The organism is Lunatimonas lonarensis, from assembly GCF_000390185.1.
GTDB classification, from domain to species: domain Bacteria; phylum Bacteroidota; class Bacteroidia; order Cytophagales; family Cyclobacteriaceae; genus Lunatimonas; species Lunatimonas lonarensis.
This window is the reverse complement of the sequence record NZ_AQHR01000021.1, coordinates 1-20,688: the sequence shown is the minus strand read 5'-3', so window position 1 is coordinate 20,688 and position 20,688 is coordinate 1. Positions and strand designations below refer to the sequence as shown.

The window sequence follows — 20,688 nt, the reverse complement described above, 5'->3', positions numbered from 1 at the left end:
TCCTTATCGTTGGTGAAAAGCCTCCGACACAAACCCCAGTACATCGGGCAAGGAGGTACGCCAATACCCCCAAGTATGGCCACCATCCCGGATACGGAACTCATGGGGAACCTCTTTTTTCCGCAGGGCTATGTGTACGAGGCTGTTGCCTTCGTAGAGGAAATCGTCGTCTCCACAGTCAAAATACCAGCGGACGGACTTCATGTCTTCCAAGGAACTTACCTCGATCTGCCGCAGCGCTTGGTGCCTATCGTAGTAAGCATCCAGCGAGGTCGAATTCTTCACCTTGGTACCGCTGTTTTCCAGGGCCTGCCGGAATTCTTCTTTTGTCTGACTACGCAGCGCAGCACTCAGTGGTGCAGCAGACGAGAACATGTCCGGCCGGTGCATGGCATAAAAAAAAGAACCTCCCCCACCCATGGACAATCCGGCTACGGCGCGGTATCGCTTCTCCGCCTTGATCCGGTACTTACCTTCAATAAATGGGATGAATTCTTCGAAGAAAAAATCCTCGTACCGCCACACGCCGTTTATATCGTTGAAATAGCCCCGTCTACCCGTATTGGCGTCAGGCATCACGATAATCATCGGGGTTGCCGTGCCCTCTTTGATCGCTTTGTCCGCTATGTGCTGCACCTCGCCAAACTGTACCCATCCGGTATGGTCATCCCCGCCGCCGTGCAGGAGATACAGCACAGGGTAGCTTCGTTCGGAATGGTCATAACCCGGAGGTAGATAGATGGCGTAGTGACGCTCCATGTCCAACAGCTCGCTCTTCAGCGTTAGGTTGTCAAATACCCGGCTATCTTGGGCATGGGCTATCGTGGCGGAAAAAAGAAAAAAACCTAAGGCTACGTAATGGCTCGATTTCATAGGGGTATTGGCTGGGTTTGGATAACATACGGTTTAAATTTACGCCAACAAGATACAAAAATACCCTGTTAAGAAAGCCCCTTGTTCAGAAAATGACAACAAACCCACCTGCCCGTGTTGGCACACCTAAGGATCAGAATTGGCAAAAAAAAAACCGGCTGGGTTAGCAGCCGGTTTTCGAATGGTTCTATTTGATAAATAACATCTCTCTGTATTTCACCAGTGGCCAAGATTCGTTGTCCACCAATAACTCGAGCTTGTCAACTGCATAGCGGATTTTATCAAAGTAGGCATCCTTCACATCGGTGCTGTAAAGTTTTGCCTTCTTCGCGATATCCTCTTCTTTGTTGATTCGCTTTCTGGCTTCGATCATCTCCCCTACGTTCAGCTTCAAGGATTCAATGTGCTTGCTCACCTGCTCGATGGTTTCGATGGCCGCACGGTGATCCAATCCCAGGCCTTTCAGTCCGTTTGCGTTTTCGATAAGCTTGTTCTGATACTGGATCGCGGTAGGAATGATATGGTTCAATGCCAAGTCACCCATTACCCTGGACTCGATCTGCACCCGCATGATGTAGTTTTCCAAGCGGATCTCATGCCTAGCATGTAGCTCCTTTTCGCTAAGTACTTTGTGGCGCTTGTAAAGGTCTGCCGTCTTCTTGGTCACCAAGGTATCCAAGGCAAATGGCGTGCTCTTCAGGTTGGAAAGGCCTCTTCGCGCTGCTTCCTCCGCCCACTCATCAGAGTAACCGTCGGCCTCGAAGCGAATATCCTTGCTCTCTGTGATGTATCTGCGCAAAACGTCAACGATGGCGATTTTCTTTTCCTTGCCTGCTTCCATCTCCTTGTCGATGTCCACTTTCATCTCCTTCAAGACGTCTGCAACGATCACGTTCAGCGCGGTCATTGGGCCGGCAGAGTTGGCACTTGATCCTACCGCACGGAACTCAAACTTGTTGCCGGTGAAGGCAAAGGGAGAGGTACGGTTACGGTCGGTGTTGTCCAGTATGATTTCCGGGATTTTGGTAAGACCCAGCTTCATATACATGTTGTCGCCTTTTTCGATCTTCACGTTTCCATTGTGCTCCAACTCGTCAAGCACAGAGCTCAGCGTAGAACCGAGGAATACGGAGATGATCGCGGGCGGTGCTTCGTTGGCACCCAATCGGTAGTCGTTGCTGGCGGATGCAATGCTGGCCCTCAGCAGGTCTGCATACACATATACCGCCTTGATGGTGCCGACCAAGAAACATAGAAACTGAAGGTTTTCCCTGGCAGAGTTGCTTGGCTGGAACAGGTTGACCCCTGTGTCGGTGATCAATGACCAGTTGTTGTGCTTACCGCTACCGTTCAGTCCGGCAAATGGCTTCTCGTGGAAAAGCACCTTGAAGCCGTGTCGGTCGGCCACCTTTTCCATCAGGTCCATAAGGAGCAGGTTGTGATCGCAGGCCTTGTTGATTTCTTCAAACAGTGGCGCTACTTCGTACTGACCTGGAGCTACTTCATTGTGACGGGTAGAAACCGGAATGCCCAATTTCCAGGCTTCGATCTCGAAGTCCTTCATGTATTCCTTCACACGCTGTGCAATGGATCCGAAGTAGTGGTCATCCAACTGCTGACCACGGGCAGGGTTATGTCCAAAAACCGAACGTCCCGACATGACCAAATCAGGTCTGGTAGAGTAAAGAGCTTTGTCGATAAGGAAATACTCCTGTTCCACACCCAAAGAAGGGTATACCTTGCGCACATTGCGGTCAAAGTACTGGCATATATCCACTGCGGCTTGGTTTACGGCTTCCGTGGAACGGATCAACGGGGTTTTGAAGTCAAGCGCCTCGCCGGTGTAGGAGACGAAAATGGTAGGAATGCAAAGTGTTTTGTCGTAGATAAAGATGGGCGAACTTGGATCCCAAGCGGTATACCCTCTTGCCTCAAACGTGGTACGGATACCCCCACTTGGGAAAGAGGAGGCATCTGGTTCCTGTTGCACCAGGGCGGAACCTTTGAACTTCTCCATCTTGGATAGTGCATCAAAGAAGGTGTCGTGCTTTTCGGCCGTGGAACCGGTCAGCGGCTGAAACCAGTGGGTGTAGTGGGTGGCACCTTTGGCCAACGCCCAGCTCTTTACCGCAGTCGCTACCTCCTCCGCAGTGGACATGTCTATTTTAGATCCCTTTTCTATGGCACCGGCAACTCGCTGGTAAACGGAGGGAGCTAACGCTTCCTGCATTTCCTTCAGACCAAATACCTGAGACCCAAAGTAATCAGAAACCTTAAGAGAGGGAGCCTCGGAAGTCACGTAGGATCTTTCCTGCACCTTCATTAACGCTAATTGTCTTAATGTTGCCATCGTAGATTTTTGTGGTTTAAATTTGATACACAAAATTAGAAAATTATCTCACAAAACAACATTTTTGGTGAAAAATCGATCTATTTTTCGCAAAATACGCACCATATGACGGAAAATAGCGCAAAATTAGCAGCGAAAGACCCTGTTCAAGTGGTTTTTCTGAAAAATGCCCGAAAATTGAAAACTTCCATATTATGCGTACCTTTGCACCCGTTCTATCCATCCATTTGTTTTGAAAAAAGTCGCCTTCTACACCCTGGGCTGTAAGCTTAACTACGCGGAGACCTCCACCATCAGTCGGATGTTTGAACAAAAGGGCTATTTAAAGGTGGGGTTTGAGGAAAATCCCGACATTTTTATCATCAACACCTGCTCGGTTACCGAAAATGCCGACAAAAAGTGTAAGAAAATCGTGCGGGAAGCTAAAAAGATTTCCCCACACTCCTTTGTGACCATTATAGGCTGCTATGCCCAGCTCAAGCCTAAGGAAATCGCCGAAATCGAAGGCGTGGACGCTGTACTGGGTGCTGCCGAGAAATTCCGGCTGATCGAGTTGCTCGACGACTTTGCCAGTGTGCAGGAAACCAAAGTGCTTGCTTCCGAAATCCAGGAGGCCAACGTGTTCCATGCCTCCCACAGCATGCATGACCGTACCCGTACCTTCTTAAAGGTGCAGGACGGCTGCAACTACGGCTGCGCATTCTGCACCATCCCCTTGGCACGTGGCAAAAGTCGCAGCGACAGCATAGAACACATCGTGGCAGCCGCGCTCCGGATCGCCGAATCCCCGGTAAAAGAGGTAGTCCTAACCGGCGTGAACATCGGTGATTTCGGCATTCAGGACGGGAAACGAAAAGAACGCCTGCTAGACCTGCTGAAAGCGCTGGACGAAATCAACGGGATTCCGCGCTTTCGGATATCCTCCATCGAACCCAACCTGCTCACCAACGAGATCATCGGGTTTGTGGCCGGTTCCAAAAATTTTGTACCCCATTTCCATATTCCGCTGCAATCCGGCAGCAATACGATCCTGCGTGCCATGGGACGGCGCTACCTCCGGGAACTGTACGAAGACCGGGTGTCCAAAATCAAGACCCTAATGCCCCACTGCTGCATCGGCGTGGATGTGATCGTAGGCTTCCCCGGCGAGACGGACGAGCTGTTTCTGGAAACCTACCGGTTCCTGAACGAACTACCGGTGTCTTACCTGCATGTGTTTACCTACTCGGAGCGGGCAAATACCCGCGCAGTAGAAATGGAGGGCGTGGTGCCCATGAAAAAACGAAACGAGCGTTCGAAAATGCTTCGGATACTTTCCGAAAAGAAGCGGCGGCAGTTTTACGAAGAAAACCTGGGTAAAACCTGGCAGGTGCTTTTTGAGGAAGACATCGAAGAAGGCATGATGCACGGATTTACCGAAAACTACGTACGCGTCGCGGCCAAATACGATCCCCTGCTGATCAACGAGATGAAAACGGTGACCCTTACCGGCATCAACGAACGGGGCGTGGTGGAAGTGGCGGAACCCGAAGTCGTGTTCGAATGATTTCGCACCCTTGGCGCTTGGGTGGCAATTCGCTTTCTTCCTTGGGCGTTGCCCAAGGCTAGTGATGTTCAATTCCCCAAATTATCAACCTGTATGTTCATTGTATACAGGGATCCTTGCGGTACCGCGCAGCGGACATATTCAGGAGCGAATTGATTTAGGGGGGACAAGTCAGCAAAACAAAGACACTCCACACCAATCGATCTGGGATCAAATTGCGCTATTCAGGAAATCAACGGCAAGGTGGCTCAATGCACGCACACCCAGCACAAACCCACTTTCATCCAGGTAAAAATCCGGCGTGTGGTGAGCGGGTGCTTTTAGCGGATCTCCCGCTGCCGGCATGCCGCCCAAAAACACAAACAGCCCCGGCTTGGCCTGCTGGTAAAAGCTGAAATCCTCTGCCCCGGTGATCAGTTCATGCTCGACCAGCTTTCCCGGCCCGGTAACGCGCTCCAAGGTGGGCAACATCTTTGCCGTGAGACCAGGGTCGTTGAACGTGACCGGATACATTTTTCGGATGTTGACTTCTGCCTGCGCCCCTGCGCTTTGCGCTATGCCCGCGGCTATCTCAAAAATCCTTCGGTGAACCAAGTCCTGTTGCGCCGCGCTGTACGTGCGGATGGTACCGATCATCTCCACCTCCTCGGGAATGATGTTGTGCCGTACGCCCCCATGGATGGAACCCACGGTCACTATCGCTGGGATTTCGGTGACATTAACGCTGCGGCTGACCACCGTCTGAAGAGCAAGCACCACCTGCGACGCGGTAACGATGGGGTCTACCGAAGACCAGGGATAGGCCCCATGGGCCTGCTTGCCGATTACCTTTATCTCAAGGTTGTCCACGGCCGCCATGGCCGGACCCGAACGGTACTTGATGGTACCTACCGGCGTCTGGGAGTTGATATGCAGGCCAAAGATCGCGTCCACGTCGTTCATGACACCCTCCTCTACCATCTGTTTTGCACCCCAGGTGTCGAGGCCATCCATTCCTTCCTCGGCAGGCTGAAAAATAAACTTGACCGTGCCGGGCAGTTCAGCCCGCAGGGAAGCAAGTGTTTCCGCCACACCCATCAATATGGCCACATGGGAATCGTGGCCGCAGGCATGGGATACCCCCACTTCCTGTCCGTTGTAGATCGCCGTCTGGGTGGATCTGAAGGGCACATCCGCCCGCTCGGTCACGGGAAGGGCATCCATATCCGCCCGCAGGGCAACGGTAGGCCCGGGCTTTCCGCCCTTCAATACGCCAACCACACCGGTGACAGCCACCTGTTCGGTAACCTCCATGCCGAGAGACCGCAAATGCCCCGCCACAATGGCCGCCGTACGGGTCTCCTGATTCCCCAACTCCGGGTGCTGGTGGAAATCCCTGCGCCAGGCAATTACCTGGGCTTCCAAAGCCTCCGCCTTTTGGTCGATGGCGGTCTTCAGGGCCTGCTGTGCTGCAGCCGGCCGGATCCAATCCATACCCACCACTACCAGTAGAAGCAATAAAAAGGCAAATGATTTAGTCCTAGTTTGCATATGTCTATACTTGTTTTTTCAATGGTCACAACCGCTTCCGGATCGGGAATGTGCCGCATATGACTGAACAGGGCAGTTGATTATCAGATTTCCAATCGCCTATCCTAACCAATAAGCATCCGACAGGTTCGCGTTAAGCCGACCCTTCATGCGCGAATAGGAAAGGTACGCATTGATCCCAAAAATTCCTCCAACTTTTTTTCCAAATTAAAGGATGTTTTAATCTTTTTATAAGTAGATTAGCGGTTGTAACTACGCAGATTCCTTAAAACCGCATGACCCCTTTTCGCATTCCCTTCTGTTTTTTTCTGTTTTTCGTTACCGTGGCCTCTGGATGTGGGGGGCAAAGGGAAGCCGATGGGAAAATAGTGGACGCGCCGGTGAAAGACTATATCCGGGCCATTCCCGGTGAGGACGAGGATGTGCCCGAAGAGATTATCCATCGGGGGGAGGTATTGGTAGCGTATACCAACTGCTACGAGTGCCACAGAAGGGACAGTCGGGCGAAGGGGCCGGCCTTTGCGGATATTGCCAAAAGATACCCCCGCAGGCAGGTATATATCGACTTACTGGCGCGTAAAATCATCTCGGGCGGTACCGGTTCCTGGGGCTACCCGGTGATGCTGCCCCACCCCCAGGTCTCCTTTGAGGATGCACAGGCCATGGCCACCTATGTACTATCCACCGATAAACACTAAAAAACCACCCATCGGATCCTTAGCCTGTTGATCCGGTGGGTGGTTTGGAATAAGGGCACTGACTGTCGCTAGGATGCGTGTGCAGACTACCCGGACTACTGCTTGACAAACTTGCGTACCAGCAGGCGGCTGTCTACCTGCACCAGCACTTGGTACATGCCCTGACTGTAGCCACGAAGGTCCAGCACGCGGGTAAAGCTTCCCTCCTGTCTGCTGTGCTCTTCGTAGAGCAGCCTGCCGCCTGCGTCAAACACCCGGATCGATACCTCTGCGGGGTCGACAAACTGCACAAAGAGGTTGGTCTCCATCCTGGCGGGATTCGGATAAACCCTCAGGTCTACCGGCAGATCCCGATCCCGGTACAGGGAAAGCACCCGGCTGATGGTCTGTCCGGCCCGGTCGGTACTATGTACCCTGACCTGCGTCTGTTCAGGAACCGCAGCGGTTCCCCGCCAGCGCAATTCACCCTCCTGAAGATACACCTGTGGGTGCTCATCCATGGAGTACCTATGGACTGCATCCACGGGATCTACCGTACTCAGCTGTCCGATGACGGCTCCTGCCTTAATGGCCTGGGGCAAGCGGTCATTGCTCAACAGGATGTCCTGCGCCGGTGGCTTGTTTTCCACCAGTACCTGTAGCAGGAGCGGATCGGGCCCCGGAGGGGCTGAACCGTCCCGCAGCGAGCCCCGCAGGGTGTAGGCACCCGGAATCCAGGGCGTGTACCCCGTCGCGTCCCAGGCCACATCGAGCTTGCCAAACACTTCGCCCGCCGAACGCAACTGCAGGTCATAATCCTCCAGATCGGCAAAAGACGTATCCCAGGGGACAACGATGGACGGCCTATCCGCCAGGCGTTCTATCTCCTTCCAGAGTCCCCCTTGCTTGGTACGCAGGTGCAGCATCACCGTTTCGCTTACTTTGTTGTCACTTGCGTCGGTCGCCACCAGGGCTATGCGGTAGTCTCCCTGCTCTTTGATTAGGGTGCCGGGTGCGGGATGCTGCTCATAGCTATGCACCCCGCAGTTGTCCGAGACGGCGAATAGGGGCGTAAAATCAGGAACCAGGTAGCCCCTGTCTTCCCGGAGTAGGGTCACCATGGGCCGCATCCCCTCGATGACGGGGGGTATATCGTCGATCACCCGGACGTTGAAGGTGGCCTTGTGCTCGCGGCCGTCCGCATCCACCACCCGCAGGGTCACCAGGTTGTCGCCCAGTTCACTACAGGTAAACAGCGTTTGGCTTAGGTCAAACTCCATCTGATCGTTTTGGCAATGGGCGGCCGCAGCCGACACCACATCCTCAATCCGCAGGGTGGCCCGACCGTTGTCGCCCAGCCTGAGTACCCTATCCTCCGGACTAAGGTCAACGCTACATTCCTTTTGAATGCAGGGATCTGAATAAAGTCTGGCGATTGCTTTCTTTGAAAGGCCATACTGTGAAAAGCTAAACCCTCCAACCAGAATTTTCCTATCTGGCTGAAGCGATAGTGCCCTTACTGTTCTACCCACCGGTGAGATGAAGCTTCCGTCCACCGTGCCATTTGCGTTTAATCGAGCAATCCCTTCTAATGGCACTCCATTGATACTTTGAAAACTACCTCCAACTATAATTCTTCCATCACTTTGGGCGGCAACTGAATGTATCCCGCCTCCTTCCAAAACCTCAACTTTGAATGTTGGAACAATCAAGCCAGATTCAGCATTGAATTTTAAAGCGAAATTTGAAGCTGGCACGTTCCCAAATACACTTCCTTGTCTTATCCCTGAAACAAAAATTTCATCATTTGGTAGGACAGAAATATTTGTAATCGCATGCGATGTAAAATCCTGTATTCTTTGCGCTGAGATTCTCTGTAAAAATTCGATATCCAATGTTCCGTCTTCTTGAATTCTTACCAAGTTTCTGATTCCTTCGTATTCAAAAGAGCCGCCAACATAGATATTTCCTTTAAAATCCTGTTCGATTGTGTGTATTGTACCCGATAAGATACGTACTTTAAATAGTGCATCAGTCGAACCATCCGCATTCAAAAGAGACAATCTTCCAGTCAAATCCCTATTGGTTGAATAATACCCGCCCAGCATAATCTTACCACTTCTTAAGAGAATAATCGAGTTAATCTGAGCTCTACTACCAAAAAAACCAATGATATCGTTCTCTAAATTAAAAGTTCTGTCACGACTACCCGATGATTCTAATCTAACTATCGAAGTGGCTCTTAAACCGTTAAAATGTGTAAAATCGCCACCTACTACGATTTTTCCGTCGGGTTGCAAGGCAATGGTATTAACTACCCCGTTTATACCTAAACCAATATCGAACCCCTGATCCAAGCTCCCATCTGAATTAAACCTTGCGATACGTCTCCACGTTCGTCCTACATCTGAGATTGTAAAGTCTCCTCCAATCAATATTTTTCCATCAGGCTGAACAACCATAGTATTTACCTGATAGTCATTTGGGAAGATCTCTCTACCGAAGCTAAAGAAACTACCGGAACCAAAACCCAAATGGTTCGTGTCAAAACTCAAATCCAATTTACCCGGACTGGCATCTATGCCATAATCCTCCACCACGTCCACTTCCTGCACCAGTGGATCCGATTCGTTGCCCGCGGCGTCGACGGCAACCCAGGTGACCGAGGTAGTACCTACCGGGAAGGGATCCTCCATCCCCAACCCATCGGCACGGGTGCCCCTTACCTCACCAATGGCGCAATTATCCACAGCCTGTGGCGGTACGATCTGAACGGTCGTAGTACATACCCCCATGGGGGTTTCTACCTGTAGGTTCTCGGTTGGCAGAAAAAACGGCTTTTCCGTGTCCTGCACTACCACCTCCTGCTGTGCGGTGACCGTATTGCCCGCCCTGTCCCGAAGTGTCCAGGTAACGGTCGTCGTTCCCTGGGGAAAGGCTTCCGGTGCGTCGTTCGTGACGGCATCGGCACCAAGGTCGCCGGTCACCTCCGGCATCCCCAGATCAAGGCCCGACGCTCCGCAGCTTCCCGGATCTGTTGTTGCCAGGATGGTGGCGGGTGCCTGAATGGTGGGGAGAACGGGTGCCTGCTCCTCCGTCACCGTGATCCGCTGCTCCGCCGTAGACCGGTTGCCCGCAGCGTCCTCGGCCGTCCAAAGCACCACCGTCAGTCCGGGGGCAAAAACCTCCGGTGCGTTGTTGGAGACTTCCCCGAGGAGACAGTTGTCGGACACCTCCGGTATGCCCAAATCCACGTTTTCTGCACCGGCGCTTCCTAACTGTATGGTCAGCGACAGGTCAGCGGGTGCAGTCAGCACCGGTGGGGTAAGGTCTTCTAGAACCACCCGCTGCTCTTGGGTAATCTCCAGGCCGTTGGCATCCGTGTAGGTCCATACCAGTACCGTGGCGCCCTGCTGCGTGATGGGAAATAGGCTCTCGTCTAGGGTTCCGGTTAGGCTACTGCCATCACTTGCCGTCGCGGTCGGCGGAGTCAGGGACTCGAATTCTACGGCACACTCGGCAACCAGATCAGGAAGGGCTTCCAGATCGGGAAGGGGAGGATCCTCCGATTCGGGGGCGGTGACGGTAAACTCCCGGGTCTCTACCACGCTCCACTTCCCGCCCGTATCCCGGATCCGCACCGAAAGGGTATGCGCGCCTAGTTCAAGCCCGGACACGGCGATCAGCGCTTCGAGATCGATCGCGGCGGCCTCCTCCAGGGGTATCTCCAGCGCCCGCCCCTGCCCGGGATCCTGGTCATCAAAGAAGTACTCCAGGTACTCGACCATCAGGGGCTGTCCGCGGCGTTCGCCTTCCACCAAAAAAACCCTGGCTGAAGCCAATCCCCAAATACCCTCCTGATTGCGGAAGCGGACAAACAGCAGGTGAAATCCTCTCGGCAGACCCTCCACACTGATATCGGCTTCTATACGGGGCCGAAGACCGGGGGTAACCGGTAGGGCCGTTCCGTTCCCAAAACCCGGATCCGTATTGATAAAATACTCTGCCGCAACCAAGGGCGACTGCTGCGCACGGGCTTCCCCTGCCAGCCAAAAAAGCATCAGAAGAATACTTCCCAAAAATCGAACTGTCCTCATATCCGATCCGCTAGTTGGCACGCCCTTCAATCCGGACTCTCAGGCTGCCGTTTTGGGGCACCATGGGATTGAGTATATCAAAACGGGTCACCACAGGCAAATCGTCCGGTTCTCCGGTAATCGAAAACCCAATGCCCCCGAATATTCCTATATCCGTACCGTCGGTACCCGCATTGACCCCCGGAGAGCTTGGCTGTAAGCTGTAATCGAAGGTATACCTAAATGAATTTTCCTGCACATTTACAAATTGGGGATTTGCAAAAATATTCCCCTCTCCTTCAATGCCGTGTTCCATCGGCAGGGAATTGGGGTTACTCGGGCCATAAAAGATATTGTTGAGAAAACTGCTAAAGGTAATCCGCGGGAGGTCAAAATCTGCGCTCAAATCATTTTGGAAAAAGATATTGTTTAAAAACTGACAGTTACGAACGCTTTCGAACGCGCCGACTACAGGATAGGTGAAAACATTGTTTATAAAATCCGAAAAAAAGATATTGTTTACAACACCTGTGATGATGTTGTTTCGGATTACGTGCTTTTGTTCAAGAGAGAGATCGGTTGGGTCGATAAACTTAAATATATTGCCAATAATATTTTCCTCGATAAACCAGCGTTTCGCAAGACTAGAAAGATATAGTGTGTTATTAATCAAATAATTACGAGATATTTTAACGTCCTCTATTTCGGAAACTATCCCGATATCGATCAAATTGATGCTGAACCCGATGATCTCCGTTCCCGATGACCCCATGTCCAAAACAACCTTATTCAACTGGCTGACAAGCCCCCCTGCACCCGAGGGGTTATGCCCCGTTCCAATCAAGACAACTTTTTTTCTTATTGTAAAATCATCGTATAGGATCGGCGATCCACTCACGTAGATGACATCCCCATTTTCTGCCGCATCAAGGGCTCCTGCCATGGTGCTGTGGTCGGCGGTGGCGCCCTCCCGATTATTTACGGTGATCACCTTGGCCTCAACCTGCCAGACGGCCAGCAGGCATCCTAAAACCAAAAATCTGTACATATTCTTCATAAAACATCTAGTAGGTATCCTAAAATCATAAACTGCGACGAGCACATGGCTGAACCCAAAAGTCAGCTGCTAAATTTCCCCTACCTGCGGCAATAAAAAAATACCCCAAAAGTAGTATTATCAACTAAATCCACCCACTCGAAACGTAGCCCTGGAACCGAATGATCCAAAACAGCCCTCCAAAACGATCTAAGAACAGGACCCTCGTCCAACAGGCGGAGAAGGTGCACTGCTATACGCCTCAAATGTACCGATAGGGTATACGAATGCTACCACGATGAGGCCCTTGGAACGGGAGACGTCCGAATCAGCGCCAATAGCCCGGAGAGATTGTGTACTTTCAGCTTGTAGAATATATTCCTTCTGTGGGTCTTTACCGTAAGGGGGCTAAGCCTCAGTGCTTCGGCGATCTCACAGGTGGGGGATTGGTGCAGTATCATCTGCAGAACCTCCGTTTCCCGATCCGACAGCCCGTAGGTATCCCGAAGACTACGACACAGGCTATACTGCCGGGCATTCCCATTACTTTCCATCAAATTTACCGGCTGAAAATACTCCCCTCCCGCAGCCACCACCTGAAGGGCTTCCTTAAAAGTGTCCAGGCAGGCACCCTTTCCCACAAAACCATTCACCCCAAGATTTCGGCAGATCTGCATGGTTCCTCGGTCGTGGTAACCGGTCAGCACCATTTTTTTAAGCGCGGGGAATTTCCGGTTAAGGTGGGGAAGCAGCTGCATCCCATCCATTACGGGCATATGCAAGTCCAGCACCAGCACATCGACAGCTTGGTTTCGCTCTAAGTAAATGATGGCCTCCTGCCCGTTTTCCACATGCCCTACCAAGTCGTGTCCGGGCAATTGCTCCATTAGTTTTCGAATACCAAAAGCCGTCAATTTATGATCATCGGCCAGCAAGACGGATACACCCATACCAATTTAATTTTGGGAAAAAACGGCTTGTTAAACAATACGCTGGTAAAATACACAATCACCTACCCAAAAAATTGTAAAAAAGCGCAGCATCCGGCATTATATTCAAAAAAATTCTCCTAACGCCTACAAGATGGAATAGCTAGCTATCATTGCTGAACCGACCTCGGTTTTTTACCAAAACCCGCTCCACCCGTTGGTTAATCTCGAAATGGGTTCTCAGGTACTGCCTGGGAGTTAGGGCGGAGAAATCCTTAAAATCCTTGTGCAGGTGGGACCTGTCCGTATAGCCGTGGGCAACCACCAATTCGAGCAGGTCAAACTTTTCTGCGGCATGCATGGCGTCTATCAGCGCATTGAAGCGTACGATGCGGCAAAAAAGTTTTGGCGAGATGCCCACTTGCTGTTTGAAATGAATCTGAAAGGTACGCTTTGACACACGACCTCCACAAAGCTGCCCATCGAGGGATAGATTCCCTTTAAGGCGGATTATTTCATCGCATATCGAAGATACATCCAAGTGCTGCTTTTGTGCACCTCTCCGCAAAAACCAATCTGACAACAGGGCATCCAGTCCCATTGCCCAACCCTTAGGGCACTGGGAAGAGGCAAACAGGGTCCGAAGTTGCTCCTTCACCCCGGACAACCCAAGCTGTTCCAAATCCACGATTTTGTCCGTCAGCTTGTCGACCGGCCTTCCTAAGAAATGAAAAAGACCCGTGGGGGTTAACACGATAATAAATAACTTAAACCGACCCAAGGTGGAAGCATAGCCCACCCGGCTCATCTGGCCAAAAAGGAGCGGAACGCCCGCTTCAAAATAATGCCTGTCCAAGGGTGTGGGGTAGGCAAGGAAGTTACCTTCGGATACATCGATGGGGATCGTCAGGGCTGCCGTACCCTTTGGAGAAAAAATCGGACGATCAGGAACAAGGAAATCGTGTTCGAAGAGCATGTAACCGCTCACATAGGGGCGAAGGGAGGGGTGTACGGGAAAAAAGGTTAGGTTATGCATCGTCAGTAGGCATTAAATAGATTATCGATTAAATGAAAATAAAGAAACAACGAAACAAATCCAATCAAAAAAATAACAGATACCTTTAACTGATCCGGTTTTTGCAAATCCAACAGCCTATAAAAACTGAGTTTACCCTGATCACTAAACGAGCCGTTAGCCATTCCCGCCAAAACAACTGGCCTAAATATTGATAACCATCCACCCAAAAACAATGACAAACCTATTGATTATTGTAAATCGGGACCTATCTAACCCATTGCCGCAAATGGGTGCAAATCCGGCCTTTCGTCATTTTAGTATTTAAGCCCCTATGCTTTATAAAAATTATTTATACTTACCATGAAGGGATGGCTTGGAACCTTGTTGTTTGCCCTGCTGCTCGGAGATGGACTGGCACAGACCATGGATACGGTTTTTTTTGGCCGGGCAGGCCCCTATTGTCGGGAAGCTAAAAAGAATCCGGTACGGAACCCTCCATTTCAAGGGCGAAAACTTTGATTATGGCATGGTGATCCATATCGGCTACACCTTCTAGCCTCTCAAACCACCGCTTCGGTTAATCCAAAAACCAAAGGGGAACGACGGGGAATCTATCCGATGATGAAGGTTATATCCACCCCTCGCTGATACTTCTGGCAACCAATTCGGCGGCTGTGGTGCAGCCTGCTTTCCGAAATATGTTCTTTCGGTGTGACTTGACGGTTTCGGGACTGATAAAAAGCCGGTCCGCTATATGCTTCGAGCTGGTTCCCGCCGCAATCAATTTGATGATCTCTATCTCCCGTCGGGAAAAATTATTGACCCCTAATGATTCATTTTCGCCTGCTTCAAAAATTGGCAAATTCAAAAAAGAAGGCAGCCCGTTAAGCCCAATAATTGAAAAGGTATAACTGTTTTTGCTGGTCAAGTGGGAGATATTGGTATGGATATTCAGTGCCTTGACAAAATTATTGTGCTCATCGGTAGTCAACACCAACGACTGGTGATTGTACATGTCGTAGGCTCCAGTTGCATTTCTAAACCGAAAATTGTAGGAGAATTTATAGGACTTGATGCTGGAAATACCGACGTGATTTTGCATGTATCCAAATGCTCCCTCCTCGGCCTTGGCCACCAAGGGCAAATCGTCCGGGTGCACCAATGCCAAGATATCGTTTACCGTATAGATTTCCTGGGGATTGACACCATGTGCTTGGGCAAAACCACTGCTTATGTGGGAAACGCTGAAATCAAAAAAATCGATTAGGTAATAATAAAACGGTCCAGTCGCAAATACCGCACTTACTATCTGATTAAAGTCAATTTCCGGCAACTCCGTCTGAACCTGCTCCTCTAACACCAAGCTTTCCCAAACCTGGTGCATTTTCTCAATTCCATCTCTCATGTGTTAATTATTTTCCCAGCGCGCAACGTCTCCGCCAAATCCAGGAAAGGCACTGTTTCAGGCGTCTTTCAATGAACCAAAGGACAAAAAAATAGAATCCAGGCTATTTACCAAAACTTGCTCCTACTGAAACTGATACACAAAAAAGCAAAAAAAAGGAAAATCATTCGTTAAAAACTAAATATGACGTTCAAAAAACAAATTCATGAGTCTAAAAAAAGTGCTTTTTTTTGACACATGAACCGTCAAAAATAAAACCAATTTATTCAGAAATCTATCGCATGACCTATGTTCAAAAAAATGCCTTGGCAATTTTCTCCCCTCCAAGGCATTTACGACTTGGATATACTACTGCACCGCTCAATATTAAGGAAAACTTTCCCCAAGATATATCAAACTAACCTCCGAACCCAAATAAGCGTCATGGTTGCATCTACCATGTTCATATTTACCGGTAAACGACTTCTTGCTAGGATCTAACCGATAAATTCGGAAACTCTCCGACAAGCATCCACCGGTTGATATTGAAACATTGATTTCAGTTGCACCGTCCTCCCCGTCCATGTACGATGCAAAAACGGTCGCCCTAAAACCTACGGGGTCATTCCATTCGTTTTTCCCAGGGTCAAAATATAGCACATCCCCAAGCGAATAGTTAAAATAAGGTACATTGATACGCAAAATAATTTGCTCTCCCCACGCATAATCGACCAGATAATACCCCTCAAGGAGTGGTATGTCCGTTGCCGCTTCGATATCAATTGACACTTCCCTCTCATGGAAAAAAACTCCATCATCGTACCTTACTTTTCCGGTGACCTTCCTTGGAAGTGTTTCTTCCTCCGCACGGACTTGCAGCTTGACCGTATGGTCTGACTCAACGACCGCCACCACCTCCACATCGGCGGGGAAATCCACGAATGAAATATATTCGCTCTTCCCAACATCTTCTTTTACGGTGGGGGAAGATGGCAAATCTTCGAAATCGTCGGTCAATAGATCAAACTCCGATTTTGGCTTTGAAAACCAACTGTAAAACCAACTGGTGGTACGATTGAGTACGGAATTGACCCCGACAATAATCGACTTGAGTTTTATTCCGATCAATCGAAAGTTGTTTGCTGCATTGGATAGATAGGGATTGGGGCTATCGATATCCGCTAGGCTAAGCAATTTGACACGATTGATAACGGTAAATCGCTGCTCGGATTGGTTTTGGAAAGAAAAGTCGTTTCTGGATCCATTTGCACCCTGAATCATGGTTTCAAAAGGAAAGAAACATTCATTCAACAGTTTGCGTTGAGCCTCTCCGACCAGTGCCTTTGTAGTATAGGAAACCACAATCATGGCCCCCAAGGCAGCCAGCATAGATTTAACCCTGAAAGCCGCTAGTACACCAGCTTTCGCACCGGACGCCAATATCTTTGGAAGCGCAGCTACCAACATGGAAACCACACCGACCGAAGCAGTGATAATACCCACATTCATCTGAAAACAATCCTGTTCCTGATCCATGCTGATCCTAGCAGAGGGTGCGAAAACCCCGGACAAACCCAATGGATTGGCTTGAAAAATCTTGGCTACCTCCGCTAGCTCAACACTGGACAAGGATTCGAATTCTTCGAGCAAACCAGAAATCATTTCCACCGATGACAAAGCCTGCATTTTCATCGAGGGGGGTAGGGAGGGATCGGACACCATTGCAGTGATCATACTTTGCAATCCCAATAATGGAGCCATGAGCTCTTTGTCAATCACCTCGGAGGGATTGGAAACGCTATTTTCAACGACCACGAAAGAGAGTAACGCTCGTTTATTTCCAACGACCATTTCCAATTCGCCCGCACCCGGAGCGACATCGGGAACAACAAACAGCAACTGGTTATCTTCCATGATATTTATGAGATCAACCTCCATTCCCTTGAAAGTAGCCTTATAAGACTCCTCGGAAAAAACCAACTCCGAAGTGGTAACCGGCACAAACTCAAAGGGCTTTACCGTGGTCGTTTCGGCGTACAAATCCACCCGCTGCAAAGGAGGGTCCGGCATCAGCTCCTCTTCTCCTTTAATACAACCTAAAGCCATCCCAAGAATCAACACATAACAAACTACTTTCATTGGAAATTTGATCTGTTTACCCAAATGACACCTGTGAAACCCAGAGAATATGGACGAAAAGTGAAAAAACTTCCGGCAAATAACCGTACAAAAACGATACGCCTTGCCCCTCTGAAAATCACCTCCCAAAAGTATGGGCGACCGTTCATTGTATCAATCCCCCAATTGGGGGATTTTACGATTGCCACAGAACATAAAAAAAGCCCCTATATCAGGAGCCAATAGAAAAAATCACTGAACCACCACCAAGAACCGCCTCATTACCTCATCAAGACCCAACCTTCCGCTTCGGTACCGAACGACCACCGGATAGGTTCCCACCGTGATGGGTCTTCCATTCATCTGCCCATCCCAGCTGCAAACAGGCTCCGTACCGCTTCCCACCCTACTCGTAGCATGGAAAATCAGCTCTCCGGTCCGCTGATAGATAAATACCTCCACCTCGTCTATGTCGGGGTGGGCATATATCCGGAAATCCCGCTGTGGGTCGCCCACCACCATCGCATCCGGCATCCGGATCATCAATGCACAACCTTCCAGCACCTCAAAGGCGGAAACCATCTCACAGCCTTCCTCTGAAACCACCCTTACCTCATAATTTCCAGGAGACATTACCCGGTAACTGGGTTGATCGGAAATGGGCTGTCCGTCCAGGAACCATACTACCTCCGCATATCCTGCCGCTTGGAGGGTGGGGAAAATCCCCTCCTCGCTGCAAATCTCGTACGAATCCTCCAAGCCAAGCGGTTCGACTTCCGTACGTCCTACTTCCAAGGTCGCTGTGCCCAGCCTACAACCGATTTGGTTTCGAACCACCACCTGGTACTCGCCCTCGTCGACCACATCGATCGATTGCTGGTCGTTAAATTCCAGTAGCCAAACCCATTCCCCCTCCTCGTTTCGCTGAAACCATTCTATGGCCCGGACTGCCTCCGGGTTTCCGACGTCAAGGGTCAGCGTGGTGAACGCATCCTCATTGCAAAAGGGGCTGCCTTGAATCTCCACCTCCGTGGATCTCAGGGGCACCACTACCTCAAAGGGGATTGGCGATACTTCACAGGCACTGCTGGCCCTAGGCTGAACTTCCAGGAGGTAATTGCCGGTAAGCGGCGGAAAAAACTGGGGATTCCTGCCTACAATGGTTCCATTTTCAGAATACCAACGTATAATCACCGAATTCGGATCCCGTCCAAACAACTCTGTGGTGTACATTTGCCTTCCCGAACAATCAATCTGTTGGAAAACCGGCTCAAAACGAACCGGCTCATTCACCACCACCTCCACTTCCCGGGTGCGGGGACAAAGATTTGGGTCAGTGGAAATGGCGGTAAACTGATAGGTGCCCGTTTGGTCTACCACGAAACCAACTCCCGAGGAACCTGCTACGGAACTGCCATCCGGACGAACAACGGTATAGGTTAACTCTTCCGTACTGGACGGAAATAGCTCAAAGGATTCGCAGACCTGAAGCGATGCCGGAACCGAGAAGTTTACCTGCCTGTTTCCCTCTACCTCATACATCACCGATCCCGGCTGTGCACAGTTGGCCGCATCCCTGATCTCCACCTCATAACTGCCCGGCGGCACGTTTACTGCCACTTCTGTCTCGTTGTCAAAGGTACCCGCAACCACTGCTCCATTGGAGCGTACCACGCGATAACTACCCGATTGGGAAACCCCTCCAAAATCTATCCGCAGTGCCCCCACCCTTACGCCGGTTTCCGAACAGCTTTGGTCTATGGCTTCTACTGTAAATGGAATGGCTTCGTTTGGATTTTCATTTTCTATGCGGATGGTTCGAGACACCGTACAGGTACCAGACCTCCCGGTTACCGTGTAAATTCCAGGCACCAACCCATTGACGGTGCGGACGCTTCCTGCGGCCAGGTTGGCGAAGTTTCCCGCCCCATCCGACACAGTGATGGCATCAAAACCATCCTGGGTTCGAATTTCAAAAGCACCGGTAGGGAGCTCGCATCCATCTGCGTCCTGTAGTTTGGCCAGCGTAAATTCGCCGGCACCGGCTACGACCTCCAGATTAATGCGCCTTTCCAACGCACATCCGGGCCGATCGGGATCATCCACGTAAAAAAAGACGGTATACTGTCCCACCCCATCCAGCTCACTGGTGTGCAAATCCAACGCAAAGGAACTTCCCAGGGATCGGAGTTCGTTTGACCCCTGCCGTTGATAGGCCCAGCGGGCCAGTACCGGGGTATCCGGGGTATAGGTTACATGCTGACCCTCACATACGCGGTTAGCCGAGGCGCGTACCTCTACTTCGATCGCCGGACCTACAAAGGTACTTGCCACGACTTCACAGGCAGCTGAAATGACCCGTACATAGTGCCTGCCCGGCTGGGTGGCGGTAAAGGTGTTTTCCGTGCCCAGTACCTGTCCGGCTACGCGATACCACTCAAAACTGAAATTTCCAATGGTGGGGTCGTTGGGATCAATGGCGGTAATCTGTACCGGATCGTTCCCACAGAAAACAATATCAGGGGGCATCACAAAACGGGGGCCCCGCTCCACCACCACCTGCTGGGAAGCCCGGAAAAAATTCTGGTTCCCATTTCGGATTACCTGAAGGGACACCGTATAGGTACCGGCCGAGGTAAAGGGAAACTCTATTTCCTGGGCATCCGAGCCACCTGTCTGATAATACAGCTCCTCTCCTGCCGCATCGGTAATCGTCCATACATAACGATCTACCGAAGGGTCTCCGGCACCAAAAAATGTCCCGAAAACCACCGAACTGGTCAGGCAGGCGGTGGTAGGACCTATCAACTCCGGATCCTGATCCTCTAGTTGCCCAAGCAGCGAATGGTTCGCCGTGTAATAGTTCCACCCCGCGTGGATGGACACCACTGCCCCTATCCAAAGCACCAACGAGAGAAGGCTAAACGAAAATCCTGATTGCATGTAAACGTGAAATTTTCACAGCATGAACAAATTCCATACCTAAAGGCGATTCATGCGCCTGTCGGCTGCAAAAAACATTCTCGTGCCGCGGGCACGTTGGTAGATGCCGCCATTTATATAAAGTCTAATAATTAATTTCACAAACTCTTTTTAGCTCCTCATTTGGCCTCTGAAAATGGGAAAACATTTTCCAGAATGCCGCCAGTCT

Annotated in this window: 13 protein-coding genes; 3 read left to right on the top strand and 10 right to left on the bottom strand. The window is 50.5% G+C overall.

Features of this window, described 5'->3' with window-relative positions:
* Nucleotides 1–3: 3 nt before the first annotated feature.
* Nucleotides 4–873, bottom strand: coding sequence for an alpha/beta hydrolase (locus tag ADIS_RS02300; protein WP_010852668.1), 870 nt, complete (start codon nucleotides 871–873; stop codon nucleotides 4–6).
* Nucleotides 874–1,060: 187 nt separating this feature from the next.
* Nucleotides 1,061–3,223, bottom strand: coding sequence for a glutamine synthetase III family protein (locus tag ADIS_RS02295; RefSeq protein ID WP_202900545.1), 2,163 nt, complete (start codon nucleotides 3,221–3,223; stop codon nucleotides 1,061–1,063).
* Between the two features lie 232 nt (nucleotides 3,224–3,455).
* On the opposite strand from ADIS_RS02295, the gene mtaB reads away from it, so the two are divergent.
* Nucleotides 3,456–4,769: a tRNA (N(6)-L-threonylcarbamoyladenosine(37)-C(2))-methylthiotransferase MtaB gene (gene mtaB, locus ADIS_RS02285; protein WP_010852665.1), complete on the top strand. Its 1,314-nt coding sequence runs from the start codon at nucleotides 3,456–3,458 to the stop codon at nucleotides 4,767–4,769.
* A 210-nt stretch (nucleotides 4,770–4,979) separates the two neighbouring features.
* On the opposite strand, the gene ADIS_RS02280 is transcribed toward mtaB, so the two are convergent.
* A complete protein-coding gene (locus tag ADIS_RS02280; protein ID WP_010852664.1) occupies nucleotides 4,980–6,299 on the bottom strand; it encodes an amidohydrolase in 1,320 nt (439 codons plus the stop codon).
* Nucleotides 6,300–6,574: 275 nt separating this feature from the next.
* Between ADIS_RS02280 and ADIS_RS02275 the strand changes: the two genes are divergently transcribed.
* A complete protein-coding gene (locus ADIS_RS02275) occupies nucleotides 6,575–6,997 on the top strand; it encodes a c-type cytochrome (RefSeq protein WP_010852663.1) in 423 nt (140 codons plus the stop codon).
* Nucleotides 6,998–7,092: 95 nt separating this feature from the next.
* Here ADIS_RS02275 and ADIS_RS02270 read toward each other — a convergent pair whose 3' ends face one another.
* The 4 genes from ADIS_RS02270 to ADIS_RS02250 all read right to left on the bottom strand — a co-directional run bounded on the left by ADIS_RS02270 (nucleotide 7,093) and on the right by ADIS_RS02250 (nucleotide 14,053).
* A complete protein-coding gene (locus tag ADIS_RS02270) occupies nucleotides 7,093–11,073 on the bottom strand; it encodes an HYR domain-containing protein (RefSeq protein ID WP_010852662.1) in 3,981 nt (1,326 codons plus the stop codon).
* A 10-nt stretch (nucleotides 11,074–11,083) separates the two neighbouring features.
* The gene (locus ADIS_RS02260) at nucleotides 11,084–12,109 is read right to left on the bottom strand and encodes a right-handed parallel beta-helix repeat-containing protein (RefSeq protein ID WP_155907068.1); all 1,026 of its coding nucleotides are present in this window, start codon (nucleotides 12,107–12,109) and stop codon (nucleotides 11,084–11,086) included.
* Nucleotides 12,110–12,378: 269 nt separating this feature from the next.
* Nucleotides 12,379–13,038 (bottom strand): response regulator, encoded by a 660-nt coding sequence (locus ADIS_RS02255; RefSeq protein WP_010852660.1) that lies wholly within the window; start codon nucleotides 13,036–13,038, stop codon nucleotides 12,379–12,381.
* Between the two features lie 142 nt (nucleotides 13,039–13,180).
* Nucleotides 13,181–14,053, bottom strand: coding sequence for an AraC family transcriptional regulator (locus tag ADIS_RS02250; protein ID WP_010852658.1), 873 nt, complete (start codon nucleotides 14,051–14,053; stop codon nucleotides 13,181–13,183).
* 342 nt (nucleotides 14,054–14,395) lie between these two features.
* On the opposite strand from ADIS_RS02250, the gene ADIS_RS22870 reads away from it, so the two are divergent.
* The gene (locus ADIS_RS22870) at nucleotides 14,396–14,554 is read left to right on the top strand and encodes a hypothetical protein (protein WP_010852655.1); all 159 of its coding nucleotides are present in this window, start codon (nucleotides 14,396–14,398) and stop codon (nucleotides 14,552–14,554) included.
* Between the two features lie 109 nt (nucleotides 14,555–14,663).
* Here the strand turns inward: ADIS_RS22870 and ADIS_RS23315 are convergent, their stop codons facing one another.
* From ADIS_RS23315 to ADIS_RS02225, 3 genes are all read right to left on the bottom strand, one after another.
* Nucleotides 14,664–15,440 (bottom strand): LuxR C-terminal-related transcriptional regulator, encoded by a 777-nt coding sequence (locus ADIS_RS23315; RefSeq protein ID WP_010852654.1) that lies wholly within the window; start codon nucleotides 15,438–15,440, stop codon nucleotides 14,664–14,666.
* 366 nt (nucleotides 15,441–15,806) lie between these two features.
* Nucleotides 15,807–17,558 carry a hypothetical protein gene (locus tag ADIS_RS02235; RefSeq protein ID WP_010852652.1) on the bottom strand — a complete coding sequence of 584 codons (1,752 nt, stop codon included), beginning with the start codon at nucleotides 17,556–17,558 and terminating at the stop codon, nucleotides 15,807–15,809.
* Nucleotides 17,559–17,789: 231 nt separating this feature from the next.
* Nucleotides 17,790–20,480: a hypothetical protein gene (locus ADIS_RS02225; RefSeq protein WP_010852650.1), complete on the bottom strand. Its 2,691-nt coding sequence runs from the start codon at nucleotides 20,478–20,480 to the stop codon at nucleotides 17,790–17,792.
* Nucleotides 20,481–20,688 lie beyond the last annotated feature (208 nt).